Raw genomic sequence first — 14,448 nt, forward strand, 5'->3', positions numbered from 1 at the left:
GGCGTGAACTCGACGTCAACAGTTTGTTGAAAGAAAGAGTGTGGAGAGGAAATCCGGACGGTGCCGGCGCTTGGGCGCGACAGGACAGGTGTCAGCACCGGCACCATCCGGAAACTCAGGTCCCCCTGGGGGGAAGGGCGTTCAGACCCGTGGTCAGACCTGGGCGCCGGAGAGGCGCTCGACCGCGCGGAGCAGGGCGGAGTGGTCCAGGCCACCGTCACCCTGCGCGCGCAGCGAGGCGACGAGCTGGGCGACGACCGCGCCGACCGGGAGGGCCGCACCCACGTTGCGGGCGGCGTCGGTGACGATGCCCATGTCCTTGTGGTGCAGGTCGATCCGGAAGCCGGGCTTGAAGTCGCGGTTCAGGAAGTTGTCCTTCTTGCGCGTCAGCACCGTGGAGCCGGCCAGACCGCCGCCCAGGACGTCCAGGGCGGCGGTGAGGTTCACGCCGGACTTCTCCAGGAAGACGACGGCCTCGGCGCACGCCTGGATGTTCACCGCGACGATGAGCTGGTTGGCGGCCTTCACCGTCTGGCCGGAGCCGTGCGGGCCGCACAGGACGATGGTCTTGCCGAGGGCCTCCAGGACCGGCAGGGCCTCGTCGAAGTCGGCCTGCTCGCCACCCACCATGATCGACAGCACGGCCTCGATGGCGCCGGCCTCGCCGCCGGACACCGGGGCGTCGATGACGCGGATGCCCTTCTCGGCGGCGTTCTTGGCGAGGTCGATCGAGGTCTGCGGGGTGATCGACGACATGTCGACGATCAGCGCGCCGGACTTCGCGTTCTCCAGGATGCCGTTCTCGCCGTAGGCGATGGCCTCGACCTGCGGGGAGGCGGGCACCATCGTGATGACGACGTCGGCGTCCTTGACGGCCTCGGCGATCGAGCCGGCCGCGGTCCCGCCGGCGGCGGCGAGACGCTCCAGCTTGTCCTGCTCCAGGGTGAAGCCGGTGACCGAGTAGCCGGCCTTCAGGAGGTTCTCGGCCATGGGGGAGCCCATGATGCCGAGACCGATCCAGGCGATCGACGGGAGCGCGGTGGGGTTGCTCATGATGAGGGTCCTTCTCTTGAAGCCTTGTACGAAAAGTGCGTGAGGTGCCTGGCTGATCGCCCGGACTTGGTCCGCCTACTTCGCGGCGCGGGCCTCGGCCGGCAGCCACGCGAAGGAGGCGGCGGCGTCGGCGGCCTTGTACTCCAGGCCTACGTAGCCCTCGTATCCGGCCTTCCTCAGCTGGTCGAGCAGCTCCTCCAGGGGCAGCTCGCCGGTGCCGGGGGCACCGCGTCCGGGCTTGTCCGCGATCTGGACGTGCCCGGTCTTGGCGGCGTACTTTTCGATGACCTCGGAGAGGTCCTCATCGTTCATCGCCAGGTGGTACAGGTCGAGGAGGAACTTGGCGTTGCCGAGGCCGGTGGCCTCGTTCACCTTGTCCACGACCTCGATGCCGGCCGGTGCGCTCACCAGGGGGTAGAGCGGCGACTCGGGCTTGTTGAGGGTCTCGATCAGGAGGATCGCGCCCACCCGGTCGGCGGCGCGGGCGGCCACGACCAGGTTCTCCAGGGCGAGCTCGTCCTGGACGGCCGGGTCGACGCCCTCCACACGGTTGCCGTAGAGGGCGTTCAGCGCCTTGCAGCCGACCGAGGCCGCGAAGTCGGCGGCCACGTTGATGTTGGCGTTGAAGCGCTCCGACTCCTCACCGGGGACCGAGACCGCGCCGCGGTCCGGGCCCGGCAATCGGCCGGCGTAGAAGTTCAGACCCACCAGCCGGGTACCGGCGTCCTCAAGAGCCTTCTTGAGGGCGTCGAGCTCCGCCTGGGCGGGGGTGGGGGTCTCGATCCAGGGCCACCACAGCTCGACCGCGGTGAAGCCCGCCGCGGCGGCGGCCGCGGGACGCTCCAGGAGCGGGAGTTCCGTGTAGAGGATCGAAAGGTTCACATCGAAGCGCTGGTCCGTGTATCCCATGAGGGGTGTGCGCTCCTTCCGTATTGCGGAAGTTGTTTTCTGCTTGATGGAAGACTGCATCGAGGTTCGCGTGGCTGTCAAGTGCGGACTCCCGAAACGTCCGGAGCGCGGGGTAGCTTGACCGCGTGCGATTGAGAGTGGAATTCACGACCGAGCCCTTCGATCTCGAAGAGGCCCCCGCCCATGCCGTGGCCGCTCGCGAGGTCATCCAGAAGGCGCGGCTCGACGCGGTGGACGTCGGCCCCTTCGGCAACACCGCCGAGGGCGGGTCCGACGAGGTGCTCACCGCCGTTTCCGCGCTCCTGCGCGATGCGCTGGAGGCCGGAGCCACGCGCGTCTCGCTCCAGGTGAACGTGATCCGGGAGGAGACCCCGTGACCGAGCCCCGCGACCACCCGTTCGTCACCGCGGTCAAGCCGCTGGTCGACGCCATCGGCGGCGAGCTGATGGATCCCTCCCAGGCGCAGCCCGACGACGTCGTGCTCACCTGGGAGGGTCAGGACCTGCTGGCCGTGCGCCTGCCCCAGCTGTCCGACTCGCTGGACCACATCCTGGCGGCGCTGGAGCGACGCCACGGCGTGCCCCTGGCCCGGCTCGATCGAAAGGCCAAGCAGGACGTGGTACGCATATTGGAGGCGCGTGGCGCCTTCTCCGTGCGGCACGGGGTGGAGACGGTCGCGGGTGCCCTGGGGGTCAGCCGCTTCACGGTCTACAACTACCTGAACAGGGAAAACCCGAACAAGAACAGCCAAGCGTGAACACCGCCTGACGCACGGTGACGAGCCGCCGCCCGTTTCATCCGGGCGGCGGCTTTTGTGTACGCGAAGTTTCAACAAAGTGTTGACGCGGTGTTGTCGAGGGCGTTAGCTATGCGCAGCCCGTCAAGCAACAACAGGCCACGGAGGCCTACCGTGACTTCGAGTCCGACCCCGGGTCTCACCCGGTTCAACGCCTTGGACGACAGCGCGGCCACGGCCGAACTGCACGAGGTCTGTGCCAGCTCGGCATGGGGGAGCAGGTTGCTCGCACAGCGTCCCTTCACCACCGCCGATGCCCTGTTCTCGGCCAACGAGTCCGCCATGGCGGAGCTCACCGCCGAGGATCTCGGCGAGGCGATGGGGGGCCACGCTCCGATCGGCCGGCCGAAGCCGGGAGACCCGACCTCCGCCCGTGAGCAGCGTGGCATGGCCGGTGCCTCGGAGGACCTCAAGAACGAGCTCCTCGAACTGAACCTGGCGTACCAGGAGAAGTTCGGCCACGTCTTCCTCATCTGCGCCACCGGTGCGACCGGTGAGTTCATGCGGGACGCGGTCAAGGTCCGGATCGACAATTCGCCGGAAGCGGAGCGGGAAATCGCCCGCGGCGAGCTCGTCAAGATCAACCGGATCCGTCTGACCCGCCTCGCAGAAGGAGAGTGAGCACGCCATGAGCACCGAGACCACCGCGTCGGTGTCCACGCACATCCTGGACACCAGCATCGGCAAGCCCGCCGAGGGCGTCGCCATCTCCCTGTCGGCCCGTACGGGTCCGGGCGGCGAGTGGGCGGCCCTGGGCGGCTCCGCCACCGATGCGGACGGACGCTGCAAGGACCTGCCGGCCCTGCCGGAGGGCACCACACACGTGCGTCTCGACTTCGAGACCGAGACGTACTTCCTGAACAAGCACAGTTCGAAGAAGCAAGCCGAGGCGCAGCAGGACGCCCCCCGCGTAAGGGACAGCGGTGCGTTCTTCCCGGAGGTCACCATCACCTTTGCGGTGAACCCGGGCGAGCACTACCACGTACCGCTGCTGCTCAACCCGTTCGGCTACTCCGTTTACCGAGGGAGCTAGCAGACATGCCCACGATTCTCGGCCAGAATCAGTACGGGAAAGCAGAGAACCGCGTAGTCAAGATCACGCGGGACGGCGACACCCACCACATCAAGGACCTCAACGTCTCGGTCGCCCTCTCCGGCGACATGGACGACGTCCACTACTCCGGCTCCAACGCCAACGTCCTGCCGACGGACACCACCAAGAACACGGTGTACGCGTTCGCCAAGGAGTACGGCATCGAGTCCGCCGAGCAGTTCGGCATCCACCTGGCGCGTTGGTTCGTCAACAGCCAGGAGCCGATCCAGCGGGCGCGCATCCGGATCGAGGAGTACTCCTGGTCCCGGATCGCCACCTCCGACGCCAACTCCAAGTTCATCGGGGCGGACGAGGTCAACCACTCGTTCGTCCGCGAGGGCATGGAGACCCGCGTCACCCAGATCACGTACGACGGCACGAACTGGGAGGTCATCTCCGGCCTCAAGGACCTCGTCGTCATGAACTCCACGAACTCCGAGTTCTGGGGTTACGTGAAGGACAAGTACACGACCCTGAAGGAGGCCTACGACCGCATCCTGGCCACCCAGGTGTCGGCCCGCTGGCGCTTCAACTGGTCGGACGACGAGCAGCGGATGCCCAACTGGGAGAAGTCCTACGCCGAGACCCGCAAGCACATGCTGCAGGCCTTCGCGGAGACCTACTCCCTGTCGCTGCAGCAGACCCTGTACCAGATGGGTTCGCGCATCATCAACCACCGTTCGGAGATCGACGAGGTCCGCTTCTCGCTCCCGAACAAGCACCACTTCCTCGTCGACCTGGAGCCCTTCGGCCTCAAGAACGACAACGAGGTCTACTTCGCCGCGGACCGCCCCTACGGTCTGATCGAGGCGACGGTCCTCCGCGACGGCGTGGACGCCCGCATCCCCGTGGACATGACCAACCTCTGACGAGCACGTTCGTCCCGGGGCCCCGCAGTGGCCCCGGGATCGGCGCGACACTCTTCAACTTCCTTAATCGGCACCCGGACGCAACACACGGGGCGGCAGTACTGTCAGCTGTCAAGGCCCCCGGCTCCGGCACTCAAATCCCCTGGGTTTTGCCGTGCCCGTACCGCCACTGAAAGCACGAGGAAGTCCCATGGCAGCATCGGCAGCCCAGGACAGCGCCGCCCGGCGCATCGTCATCGAGAACTGTGCCATCGCGACCGTTGACGCGAACGACACCGAGTACGCCTCGGGTCACGTGGTCGTCGCCGGCAACAAGATCGAGTCGATCGGTGCGGGCAGAGCCCCCGAGAACCTCGCCAACGTGGTCCGCCGCATCGACGGCACGGGTCACCTCGTCACCCCGGGTCTGGTCAACACGCACCACCACTTCTACCAGTGGATCACCCGTGGTCTGGCCACCGACCACAACCTCTTCAACTGGCTCGTCGCCCTGTACCCGACGTGGGCGCGCATCGACGAGCAGATGACGTACACGGCCGCCCAGGGCTCCCTGGCGATGATGGCCAAGGGCGGCGTCACCACCGCCATGGACCACCACTACGTCTTCCCCAAGGGCTCCGGCGACCTCTCCGGCTCGATCATCCGCGCCGCGTCCGAGATGGGCGTCCGCTTCACCCTGGCCCGCGGATCGATGGACCGCAGCGTCAAGGACGGCGGCCTGCCGCCGGACCACGCCGTCGAGACCCTCGAAGGCGCGCTCGCCGACACCGAGGCGACCGTCAAGAAGCACCACGACCACTCCTTCGACGCGATGACCCAGGTCGCCGTCGCCCCGTGCTCCCCCTTCTCGGTCTCCACCGAACTGCTGAAGCAGGGCGCCGAGCTGGCCCGCCGGCTGAACGTGCGCCTGCACACGCACGGCTCGGAGACCGTCGAGGAGGAGCAGTTCTGCAAGGAACTGTTCGGCATGGGTCCGACCGACTACTTCGAGTCGACCGGCTGGCTCGGCGAGGACGTGTGGATGGCGCACAGCGTCCACATGAACGACTCCGACATCGCCGCGTTCGCCCGCACCAAGACCGGTGTGGCGCACTGCCCGTCCTCCAACGCCCGCTTGGCCGCCGGCATCGCCCGCGTACCCGACATGCTGGCCGCCGGCGTACCGGTCGGCCTCGGCGTGGACGGCACCGCCTCCAACGAGTCCGGTGAACTGCACACCGAGCTGCGCAACGCGCTGCTCATCAACCGCCTGAACCCCGTCCACCGCGAGCGCGCCCTGAACGCGCGCCAGGCCCTGCGCCTGGGTACGTACGGTGGCGCCCAGGTCCTCGGCCGCGCCGACAACATCGGTTCGCTGGAGGTGGGCAAGCTCGCCGACCTGGTGATGTGGAACGTCAGCACGCTGGCACACTCCTCCATCGCGGACCCGGTCACCGCGCTCGTCTTCGGCGCGGCCGCCCCGGTCACCCTCTCGCTGGTCAACGGCAAGCAGATCGTCGAGAACAACCGACTGCTCTTCGCCGACGAGGACGCGATCGCCGTGTCCACGCGGGAAGAGGCCCAGCGCCTCGCGCGGCTCTCCGCGCAGGCCTGATCCCCCGGAGTCCGGTCGAGGGGGACGGCCCTCGACCGGCGGCCGCGGACCCGAGCGGGGTCCGCGGCAGCCGTTCCCGGGAAGCGCCCGAGGTCAACACCGAGGGCGCCCCCGGGGGCGGTGACTCGTGACACTCTCACGGCGCGCACCACCATCGGCACGCCAACGCGTCACGCCACGGCCCGCGGGCTCCCACGCACCGCGGCATCCCGTGGGAACGACTCGGGCGAATCGTTTCCGCACCCCGTGCGTCCCGCACACCCCTCGGGACGGCACCTCCACAACTTCACAACGGCTCGACTAGCACCGCTTTCGCACCACCTCCCAGACACCCACGTCCCTGCCGACGTGTTACCCGACCGGAGGAAGCCGTGGCCGCAACGCCCAGGTTTCGCAAAGATGCAGTCGCAGTACCGGAGGAGACGCACCCGGTCGACGAGACCCTGCCTCCGCTGAAAATGTTCACGAGCGGTCTCCAACACGTGGCCGCCATGTACGCGGGTGTCGTCGCCCCGCCCATGATCGTCGGACCCGCCGTCGGTCTCTCCGCCACCGAGACGGCCTTCCTGATGGGCGCCTCGCTCTTCACCGCCGGCCTCGCCACCCTGCTCCAGACCCTCGGGTTCTGGAAGATCGGCGCCAAACTCCCCTTCGTCAACGGCGTCTCCTTCGCCGGTGTCACTCCGATGATCGCCATCGGCAAGGGGGAGGGGGCCGACGCCATCCCCGTCATCTTCGGCGCGATCATCGTCGCCGGACTCCTCGGCTTCCTGGCCGCCCCCTACTTCGGGAAGCTCGTCCGCTTCTTCCCACCCGTCGTCACCGGCACGGTCATCACCCTGATCGGCGTCTCACTGCTCCCCGTGGCGTTCAACTGGTCGCAGGGCGGCAACAGCACCGCCTCCGACTACGGGTCGATGCAGAACATCGGCATGGCCGCCCTCACCTTGGCGATCGTGCTGGTCATGCGGAAGTTCCTGCGGGGCTTCCTCCAGCAGATATCCATCCTGCTCGGCCTGGTGGTGGGCACCCTCATCGCGATCCCGCTGCACATGACGAACTTCGACGCCATCCGCGACGCGGACATCGTCGGCTTCCCCAGTCCGTTCCACTTCGGCGCCCCACAGTTCCAGGTCGCCGCCATCATCTCCATGTGCATCGTGATGCTGGTCTGCATGACCGAGTCCACCGCCGACATCCTGGCCCTCGGCAGGATCGTGGGCCGTCCGGCGGACGCGAAGACCATCGAGGGCGGCCTGCGCGCCGACACCCTCGGCAGTGCCATCAGCCCGCTGTTCAACGGCTTCATGTGCAGTGCCTTCGCCCAGAACATCGGACTCGTGGCGATGACCAAGGTGCGCAGCCGGTTCGTCGTCGCCGCCGGCGGCGCCATCCTGATCCTGCTCGGCCTGTGTCCGGTGGCGGCCTCCGTGATCGGCGTGGTGCCGCTGCCCGTGCTCGGCGGCGCCGGCATCGTCCTCTTTGGCTCGGTCGCCGCCAGCGGCATCCAGACCCTGGCGGGCGCCGCCATGGAGAAGGGCGAGAACGCCCTGATCGTGGCCGCCTCGGTCGGCATCGGCCTGATACCGATCGCCGCCCCGGGCTTCTACCACGCCTTCCCGAAGGACCTGTTGGTCGTCCTCGACTCCGGCATCAGCACCGGCTGCGTCGTGGCGATCCTGCTCAACCTGGCCTTCAACCACCTCGGCGCCAAGAAGAAGGACGAGGCCGCGCAGGCTCCGTCGGAACCGGCGTTCGTGCACTGAGGCCGGGACCCCCGGCCGGCGCGCGGCGGTGCGGACGCCACCCACTGCGGGTGTGGCGTCCGCACCGCCGCGCGCCCGTGTTCCCGCACGAGTCCGCGCCCGGAGCCACCCGGGGCCGCGCGTCCGTTCCCGGCCCGTCCGTTCCCGGCCCGTCCGTTTCCGGTCCGTCCGTTCCCGGCCCGTCCGTTCCCCGGTGCGCGTGCCTCAGGCCGCGCGCGTCGGCTCCGTCCAGATGTCCGGGAGCACCGTGCGCACGCGGCGCCCCTCCTGGTCCAACTCCTGCGCCTCCGCCTTGCGCACGTGGAGCGCGACCGCCGAGTCGGTGACCCGCATCGCCGGCAACCGGCGCGAGAGGTCCGAGGTGTAGCGGGACAGCTCCGCGATCGTGCGCAGCCGTGCACTGATCATGAAGTTCCAGGGCCCGCTGACGGACATGCAGGTCCGGGTCTCGCGTAACCCGATCGCCGCCGCCGCGCAGTCGGCCACCTCGTGCTCGGGCACCTCCGCCCACAGGGTCGCCGACACCGGCCACCCCGAGACCCCCGAGGCCATCGCGCAGCTGTAGCGCAGCCCCTGCCCCGCCTCCAGCCGGCCCAGCCGGCGACGCACCGTGGACTCGCTCAAGCCGACCTCCCGCGCCAGCGAGGCCACGCTGCGGCGCGCGTCCGAGGCCAGCGCCAGCACCAGCGGCCGGTCCTCCTCCGTCATGCCCGTCGGAGCCGGGCCGGCGGGGGCCGTCGACGACGTGGAGCGGCGGTTCCGCCCGGTCAGCAGATCGATCTGGAGCGGGGTCAGTTGGTCCAGGCGCCACCGGTCGGGGGCGCTGTGCACCGCCGTCACCATCGACGACCGGGTCGCGCCCACCCCGGGGATCCGCTGGACGCGGAAGGACAGGTAGCGGTACAGCGTGTGCAGGGTCGGTACGGCCACGAACGCCAACAGGTCACGCGCGCCCGTGGTGTGTTGCACGCCGAGCGTGTGCGGGTCCCCGACCAGCGCCGCGCCGACCGCGGGGGCGGTGCCGGCGGCGCAGGTCACCTCCACCCAGGCCATGCAGGGCGACTGGTTGCCCGTACGTAGCCCCAGCCCCGATATCCAGGCCTCGCCGGCCCCCGTCATGCGCTCCCAGCGACGGGCCAGCGTGTCGGGGCGGGCGCCGAGCACCGGCCCCAACCGCTCCCAGCTCGCCCGGGGCGCGAGTTGGAGTGCGTGGACGAGCGCCCGGTCGGTGTCGTCCACGGCGGAAATGGCCGCGTGCATACCTTCCCCCTGGTGGTTCTCCCGGTCGCGGGTCGGAAGACCGGACTTTCCGCAGATCATCTCTCTTTGTGCGCCGAACCGATGAATCCGACGGTTGTGCGCGAGTACAGGACGTCGCGGGAGGACACGTGGGGGACCCCGAAGCGTGCGCACGTCGCACGGTGCCCGCGGAGCTGTCCGATGTCGTCGGCCGGGACCGGGAGACGGCCGCCACCGCCGAACTGCTGGCCGCCGGCAGGCTGGTGACCCTCACCGGGCCCGCCGGCATCGGCAAGACCCGGCTCGCCTTGCGCACCGTACGCGCCCTGACCTCGGGCGACGGCGCCGACACCGTCTGGGTGGAGCTGTCCACGCTCCCCGAATCCCGGTGGGCGGTGATGGAACACGAGCTGGTCCACGGGCTCGACGGCCGCGAGGTCCTGCTGGTGCTCGACGGCTGCGAACAACTGGGGGACGAGGCCGCACGGGTGGTGGCGGACCTGATGGCCTGGTTGCCCCGGGCCCGCATCCTGGCGACCTCCCAACGGCGACTCGACCTGCCGGGCGAAGCCGAGCTCGCCGTCCCGCCGCTGTCCCTGCCCGCCGAACCCCGGGACCCCGCCGCCCGGCAACCCGCCGCCGCGATCGTCGGCTCCGCAGCCGTGCGGCTGTACGAGGAACACGCGCGCGGCGCCGACCCCTTCTTCGAGCTCACCGACGCCAACGCCGCCGCCGTCGCCGCCCTGTGCCGGGCCCTCGACGGGATCCCCGCAGCCCTGGAACTCGCCGCCGGGCGCGCACACCGCTACCCGCCCCTGGAGGCCCTGCGCCGCCTGACCGCCGACCCGCTGACCTTCCTCGCCGGCGGCGCCGGGCGCGCCACCCGCGTCGACGCCGAGCGCACCCACCGACTGGCCTCGCCGGCCGAACGCCTCCTGTGGGAACGGCTCTCCGTCTTCGCCGGCCCCTTCGACGCGGCCGCGGTCGCCGACGTGTGCGGCTTCGGCGAGCTGACCCCGGCCGCCGCCGTGGAGGCCCTGGCCCGACTGGCCCCCGCCCTGCTCGCGGACGAGGAGCACCCCGGCCGCCACCGACTGCCCCTGTCCGTACGCGCCCACGCGGCCATGCGTCTGGCCCGCCGCCCCGGCGACGACGGGACCACCGTCGCCCTGCGCCACCAGGAGCGCTGTCGCTCGCTCGCGGAACGCGCCGCGCGACTGTGGCGGGGCGGCGCACAGAGCGAGGCGCGCGCCCTTGCCCTGGCCGAACTCCCCGAGCTGCGGGCCGCGATGAACCCCCTCACCGCGGGTCCGGGCGCCGCCCTGGAACTGGCCGTCACCCTGTGGTTCCTCTGGTCGGCCTGCGGGCTCCCGGCGGAGGGCCGGTGCCACCTGGAGCGCGCCCTCGCCCTGCATCCGCGCCCCCGGCCGGCCCGCGCGCTGTGGCTGGCCGCCTGGCTGACGGCGATCCTCGACGGTGCGGACGGTACGGACCCGCTGCTGGTGGAGGCCTGGAGCGCCGCGGTGCGGGAAGGAGACGACGCCTGCCTGGCGCACCTCGCGCACGTGCGCGGCACGATCGCCCTGTGGGAACGCCGCCACGAGAGCGCCGTCACCGAGTACCGGGAGGCCCTGGAACTGCTGCCCGCCGGGCCCGTGTCCGGCCCCGGCCGGGAGGCGTTCCGGGCCGCCCTCGCACTGGCCCTCGCGCACGTGGACCCGCTCGCCGAGCCGTCGGTCGAACCGCCGGCCGATCCGCCCGGCGGGCGTCGCGACCCGTGGGCCCGTTCCTGGACGAGCCACGCCTCGGCCGTGCGCCTGGCCCGCCAGGGTCGTACCGATGCGGCCCGTACCGAGGTGACGCGCGCGCTGGAGACACAATCGGCCCTGGGCGACCGGACCGGCCGGGCGCTCTCGGCTGAGCTGTTGGCCGAGTTGGAGGCGGGTCAGGGCCGGTACGCGCGATCCGCCCGGCTCCTCGGTTCGGTCTCCGGGGCCCGTCCGGCGGCCGCCCGCCCGCCGCGCGCCCTGGACGTCCTGGAGGACCGGATGCCCGAGGAGGAACTCCGGGCGGCGTACGCGGAGGGCGCACGGATCGGACCGCGAGCGCTGCTGCCTGAATTCTGAGCCCCCGTTCCCGCTGCCGCGCTCCTTGCCGAACGCCACCGGCGAACGGACTCTGATGGTCGGTCACATGTTGCACGCGGACGTCCGTCGAGGCGTCCTGAGCAGACAGGTGGTACCGCCGATGGCAGATGTGCCGCAGTTGTGGATGCGCAACGAGACACGCCTCACCGAACGAAGGGCCCCGCTCACCCCCCAGGACGCCGGACGGCTCGTCCGGCAGGGCGTACGACTCACCGTGGAGGACTCCGACCACCGCGTCTTCCCCCTCTCCGCCTACGTGGACGCCGGCTGCCGCGCCGCACCCGCCGGATCCTGGGCGGACGGGGCCGCACCCGAGTCCGCGTACGTCCTGGGCCTGAAGGAACTCCCGCCGACACCCGAGCGGTTGCACCACCGGCACGTGTACTTCGGGCACGCGTACAAGGGCCAGGCCGAGGCCCCGGCGCTGCTGGAGCGGTTCGCGGCGGGCGGCGGGACCCTGCTCGACCTGGAGTACCTGGCCGACGCCCAGGGCCGCAGGCTAGCCGCCTTCGGGTACTGGGCGGGCTACGTGGGCGCGGCGCTCGCCGTACTCCAGACGCGGGGCCTGCTCGAAGGCCCGCTGACACCGATGCCCCGGGCCGAACTCGACCGCCGATTACGCGCCTCGCGGGCCGTTCCCCCACCCGACGGGGTACAGCTGCGGTCCATCGTGATCGGAGGGTACGGGCGCAGCGGGCGCGGCGCCTGCGACGCCCTGGTCACCGCCGGCGCACGGGTCACCCGGTGGGACCGCACCGACACCGCCGACCTGGACCGTACGGCCCTGCTCGGGTGCGACGTCCTGGTCAACGCGGTGCTCACCACCCGACCCGTGCCGCCCTTCCTCACATCCGCCGACCTGGACGGCGACCCCGGTCCCGACGGGCGACGCCTCTCGGTGATCGCCGACATCACCTGTGACACGGGTTCGCCGCTGCACCTGCTGCCCGTCTACGACCGGCTCACCGACTGGGCGACCCCGGCCCGCCGGCTGGTCGACGGCCTGCGACCGCTCGACGTCATCGCCATCGACAACCTGCCGTCCCTGCTCCCGGCCGAAGCCGCCCAGGCGTTCTCGGCGGACCTGCTGCCCAAACTGCTGGCCCTGGGGACCGGCACCCCGGACCCCGACTGGCTGCGCTGCCGGGAGGCCTTCACCGACGCCATGACCACGCTGCGATCGCCCTCCGTCCGCGACGGCGACGAGCAACCCGCCCTCTAGGGCCTGTCGTCAAAGTGGCGTCGTCGCCCGAAGGGCGGCCTCGCGGCGTCTGGTGCGTGCTCTCGGCGTGCCGGGCGGAAGCCCGCGTACTGGACGTACTTGGGCTTTCGCCCGGTACGGCGAGAGTGCGTGCCAGGCGTCGCGAGGCAGACGACACTTTGACGACAGGCCCTAGGCCGTGGAACCTCGCCCCGTACCCGCGGTGAGGGTGCGTTCAGGAGCCCGTGCAGCGCTCGCTGTTGACGGCGGTCCGGCTACGCGAGGGCGCCGAGACCGCGATCGACAGCAAGCGCCGTACCGACAACCGAACCGTCCCCTCGACGGCGGGCAAGGGCGGGCACGCCCCCACGGAACCCGGGCCTCGCGGCCGCGGGTTCCGCGTCCCCCACGCGCCGAGCGCGCAGCGGGGTCTACGGGGCGGGCGTCAGGTACATCCCGCTCTGGTCACCGCCGGCGGTGTTCCGGCAACTGTCCCGGGACGTCGCCGGTCGGGCCGCGGCCAGGGCCAGGCAGCGCCCGACGGCCAGTTGTCCGAAGTGGTTCGGGTGCATGGACTCCTGGATCAGTCCCTGCGTCTCGCTGCTGTCGATCCAGCGCGCCCACTCGCTCGTCCGCGCGGAGGCGGCCGACGTCGAGGTGACCAGCCTGCTGGCCTTCGCGCACACCTCGCGGCCCTGCATCATGTCCCGCAGGTCCAGGAACTGCACGCCCTTGGCGGCGGCCACCGCGCCCAACCGATCGGCGATCTGCGGCACCAGCGCGTCCCGCGCCCAGTCGGAGTCCCGGTTCCAGAAGGGGCAGCCGCCGGAGTTCAACCGGCTCCAGTCGCTCTGCGGGTACCGGTTCTCGGCGCCCCGCGGGATCGGCGAGGGGTAGGACTGGAGGATGACGCGGTACGAGGAGTCCGCGTACCCGGCGCCGCGCATCACCGCCCGGATCTCGTCGACGGACTTGCCCACCTTGGCCATCACCCCGTCCATCTTCCCGTCGACGGACTCCTGTTGATCGTCGTGACAGTAGGAGCCCCAGAGGACGAAGTCGAAGGCGCAGTCCTGGATGATGCCGGCGAACCCGAGGTCGTTCCCGCCGATGGACAGCACGATCACCTTGACGTCGTGGCTCGCGGCCACGGCGGCGAGCTGATCCGCCTGCGGGGCCTCGCCCTTGAAGGACACCCCGCCGTTGGACGCCCGGAACACGTTGTCCGACACCGCCCCGGAGCACGCCAGGTTCACGGCCACGTCGGCGATCGGCCCGGCGCTGCGCACCTCGGCCGAGTCCGACCGGTGGCACCCGCCGGCGGTGGCGCCGTACACCTTGGAGGGATCGTAGGAACTGCCGCCGGTCCAGGCCCGGTCGGTGCCGTTGCGGCCGCCGCCGTTGGTCAGGCTGTTGCCCTTCCACCGGCCGGCCTCGCCGGAGATGTAGCTGTCGCCCAGGGAGACCACCGCGGTGGGCCCGTTGCCCGGGCTCGCCGCGGACGTTCCGGCCCCGCCGGTCACGAGCGCGGCGGCGGTGAGGGGGAGGATCAGTGCGGCCCCGGCCAGTCGTCGCACACGACTGCCGGTCCGGCCCTTGCCGGTGTTGCGGAATCCGATCACTGCGGAACTCCTGCGGTCTGCCACGCCGGTGCCCGGAGGAACTCCGGTGCACGGCTGGGGAAGTGGGGATTACCGCCGGCGCCGGTGGCATCGGAAAGGTGACACGGCGTCGCATGTTACCGCTAGGTACGCGCAGATCACGATGAGGTAACGTCCGAT

At 70.8% G+C, this 14,448-nt stretch carries 13 protein-coding genes; 9 read left to right on the forward strand and 4 right to left on the reverse strand.

The genetic code is table 11. The features are described from left to right. Positions 1-153: 153 nt before the first annotated feature. On the reverse strand, positions 154-1,053 hold the full coding sequence (locus tag ACFYW3_RS01955) for a 2-hydroxy-3-oxopropionate reductase (RefSeq protein ID WP_351751429.1): 900 nt from the start codon (positions 1,051-1,053) through the stop codon (positions 154-156). Between the two features lie 75 nt (positions 1,054-1,128). After that, positions 1,129-1,962, reverse strand: coding sequence for a TIM barrel protein (locus tag ACFYW3_RS01960; RefSeq protein WP_351751428.1), 834 nt, complete (start codon positions 1,960-1,962; stop codon positions 1,129-1,131). A gap of 125 nt (positions 1,963-2,087) precedes the next feature. On the opposite strand from ACFYW3_RS01960, the gene ACFYW3_RS01965 reads away from it, so the two are divergent. From ACFYW3_RS01965 to ACFYW3_RS01995, 7 genes are all read left to right on the forward strand, one after another. Next, complete coding sequence (locus ACFYW3_RS01965; RefSeq protein WP_266950473.1) at positions 2,088-2,339, forward strand: hypothetical protein; 252 nt, start codon at positions 2,088-2,090, stop codon at positions 2,337-2,339. Further along, positions 2,336-2,719 carry a helix-turn-helix domain-containing protein gene (locus ACFYW3_RS01970; protein ID WP_351751426.1) on the forward strand — a complete coding sequence of 128 codons (384 nt, stop codon included), beginning with the start codon at positions 2,336-2,338 and terminating at the stop codon, positions 2,717-2,719. The genes ACFYW3_RS01965 and ACFYW3_RS01970 overlap by 4 nt, the downstream gene beginning before the upstream one ends. Positions 2,720-2,872: 153 nt before the next feature. Next, positions 2,873-3,379 (forward strand): 2-oxo-4-hydroxy-4-carboxy-5-ureidoimidazoline decarboxylase, encoded by a 507-nt coding sequence (uraD, locus tag ACFYW3_RS01975; protein ID WP_351751425.1) that lies wholly within the window; start codon positions 2,873-2,875, stop codon positions 3,377-3,379. Positions 3,380-3,386: 7 nt separating this feature from the next. Next, complete coding sequence (gene uraH, locus ACFYW3_RS01980) at positions 3,387-3,791, forward strand: hydroxyisourate hydrolase (protein WP_053676788.1); 405 nt, start codon at positions 3,387-3,389, stop codon at positions 3,789-3,791. Positions 3,792-3,796: 5 nt separating this feature from the next. Then, a complete protein-coding gene (gene pucL / locus ACFYW3_RS01985; protein WP_351385561.1) occupies positions 3,797-4,720 on the forward strand; it encodes a factor-independent urate hydroxylase in 924 nt (307 codons plus the stop codon). Positions 4,721-4,910: 190 nt separating this feature from the next. Beyond that, positions 4,911-6,314 carry an 8-oxoguanine deaminase gene (locus ACFYW3_RS01990; protein WP_351751424.1) on the forward strand — a complete coding sequence of 468 codons (1,404 nt, stop codon included), beginning with the start codon at positions 4,911-4,913 and terminating at the stop codon, positions 6,312-6,314. Positions 6,315-6,685: 371 nt separating this feature from the next. Beyond that, complete coding sequence (locus ACFYW3_RS01995; protein ID WP_351751423.1) at positions 6,686-8,080, forward strand: nucleobase:cation symporter-2 family protein; 1,395 nt, start codon at positions 6,686-6,688, stop codon at positions 8,078-8,080. Between the two features lie 204 nt (positions 8,081-8,284). Here the strand turns inward: ACFYW3_RS01995 and ACFYW3_RS02000 are convergent, their stop codons facing one another. Next, positions 8,285-9,340, reverse strand: coding sequence for an Lrp/AsnC family transcriptional regulator (locus tag ACFYW3_RS02000; RefSeq protein WP_351751421.1), 1,056 nt, complete (start codon positions 9,338-9,340; stop codon positions 8,285-8,287). A 128-nt stretch (positions 9,341-9,468) separates the two neighbouring features. Here ACFYW3_RS02000 and ACFYW3_RS02005 point away from each other — a divergent pair, with 128 nt between their 5' ends. After that, on the forward strand, positions 9,469-11,445 hold the full coding sequence (locus tag ACFYW3_RS02005) for an ATP-binding protein (protein WP_389385258.1): 1,977 nt from the start codon (positions 9,469-9,471) through the stop codon (positions 11,443-11,445). A gap of 121 nt (positions 11,446-11,566) precedes the next feature. Then, positions 11,567-12,688: a saccharopine dehydrogenase gene (locus ACFYW3_RS02010; protein WP_389385259.1), complete on the forward strand. Its 1,122-nt coding sequence runs from the start codon at positions 11,567-11,569 to the stop codon at positions 12,686-12,688. 410 nt (positions 12,689-13,098) lie between these two features. On the opposite strand, the gene ACFYW3_RS02015 is transcribed toward ACFYW3_RS02010, so the two are convergent. Beyond that, positions 13,099-14,289: a GDSL-type esterase/lipase family protein gene (locus tag ACFYW3_RS02015; RefSeq protein ID WP_351760468.1), complete on the reverse strand. Its 1,191-nt coding sequence runs from the start codon at positions 14,287-14,289 to the stop codon at positions 13,099-13,101. Between the last annotated feature and the right edge of the window lie 159 nt (positions 14,290-14,448).

Source organism: Streptomyces sp. NPDC002602 (assembly GCF_042889445.1).
In the GTDB taxonomy this organism is placed as follows: Bacteria; Actinomycetota; Actinomycetes; order Streptomycetales; family Streptomycetaceae; genus Streptomyces.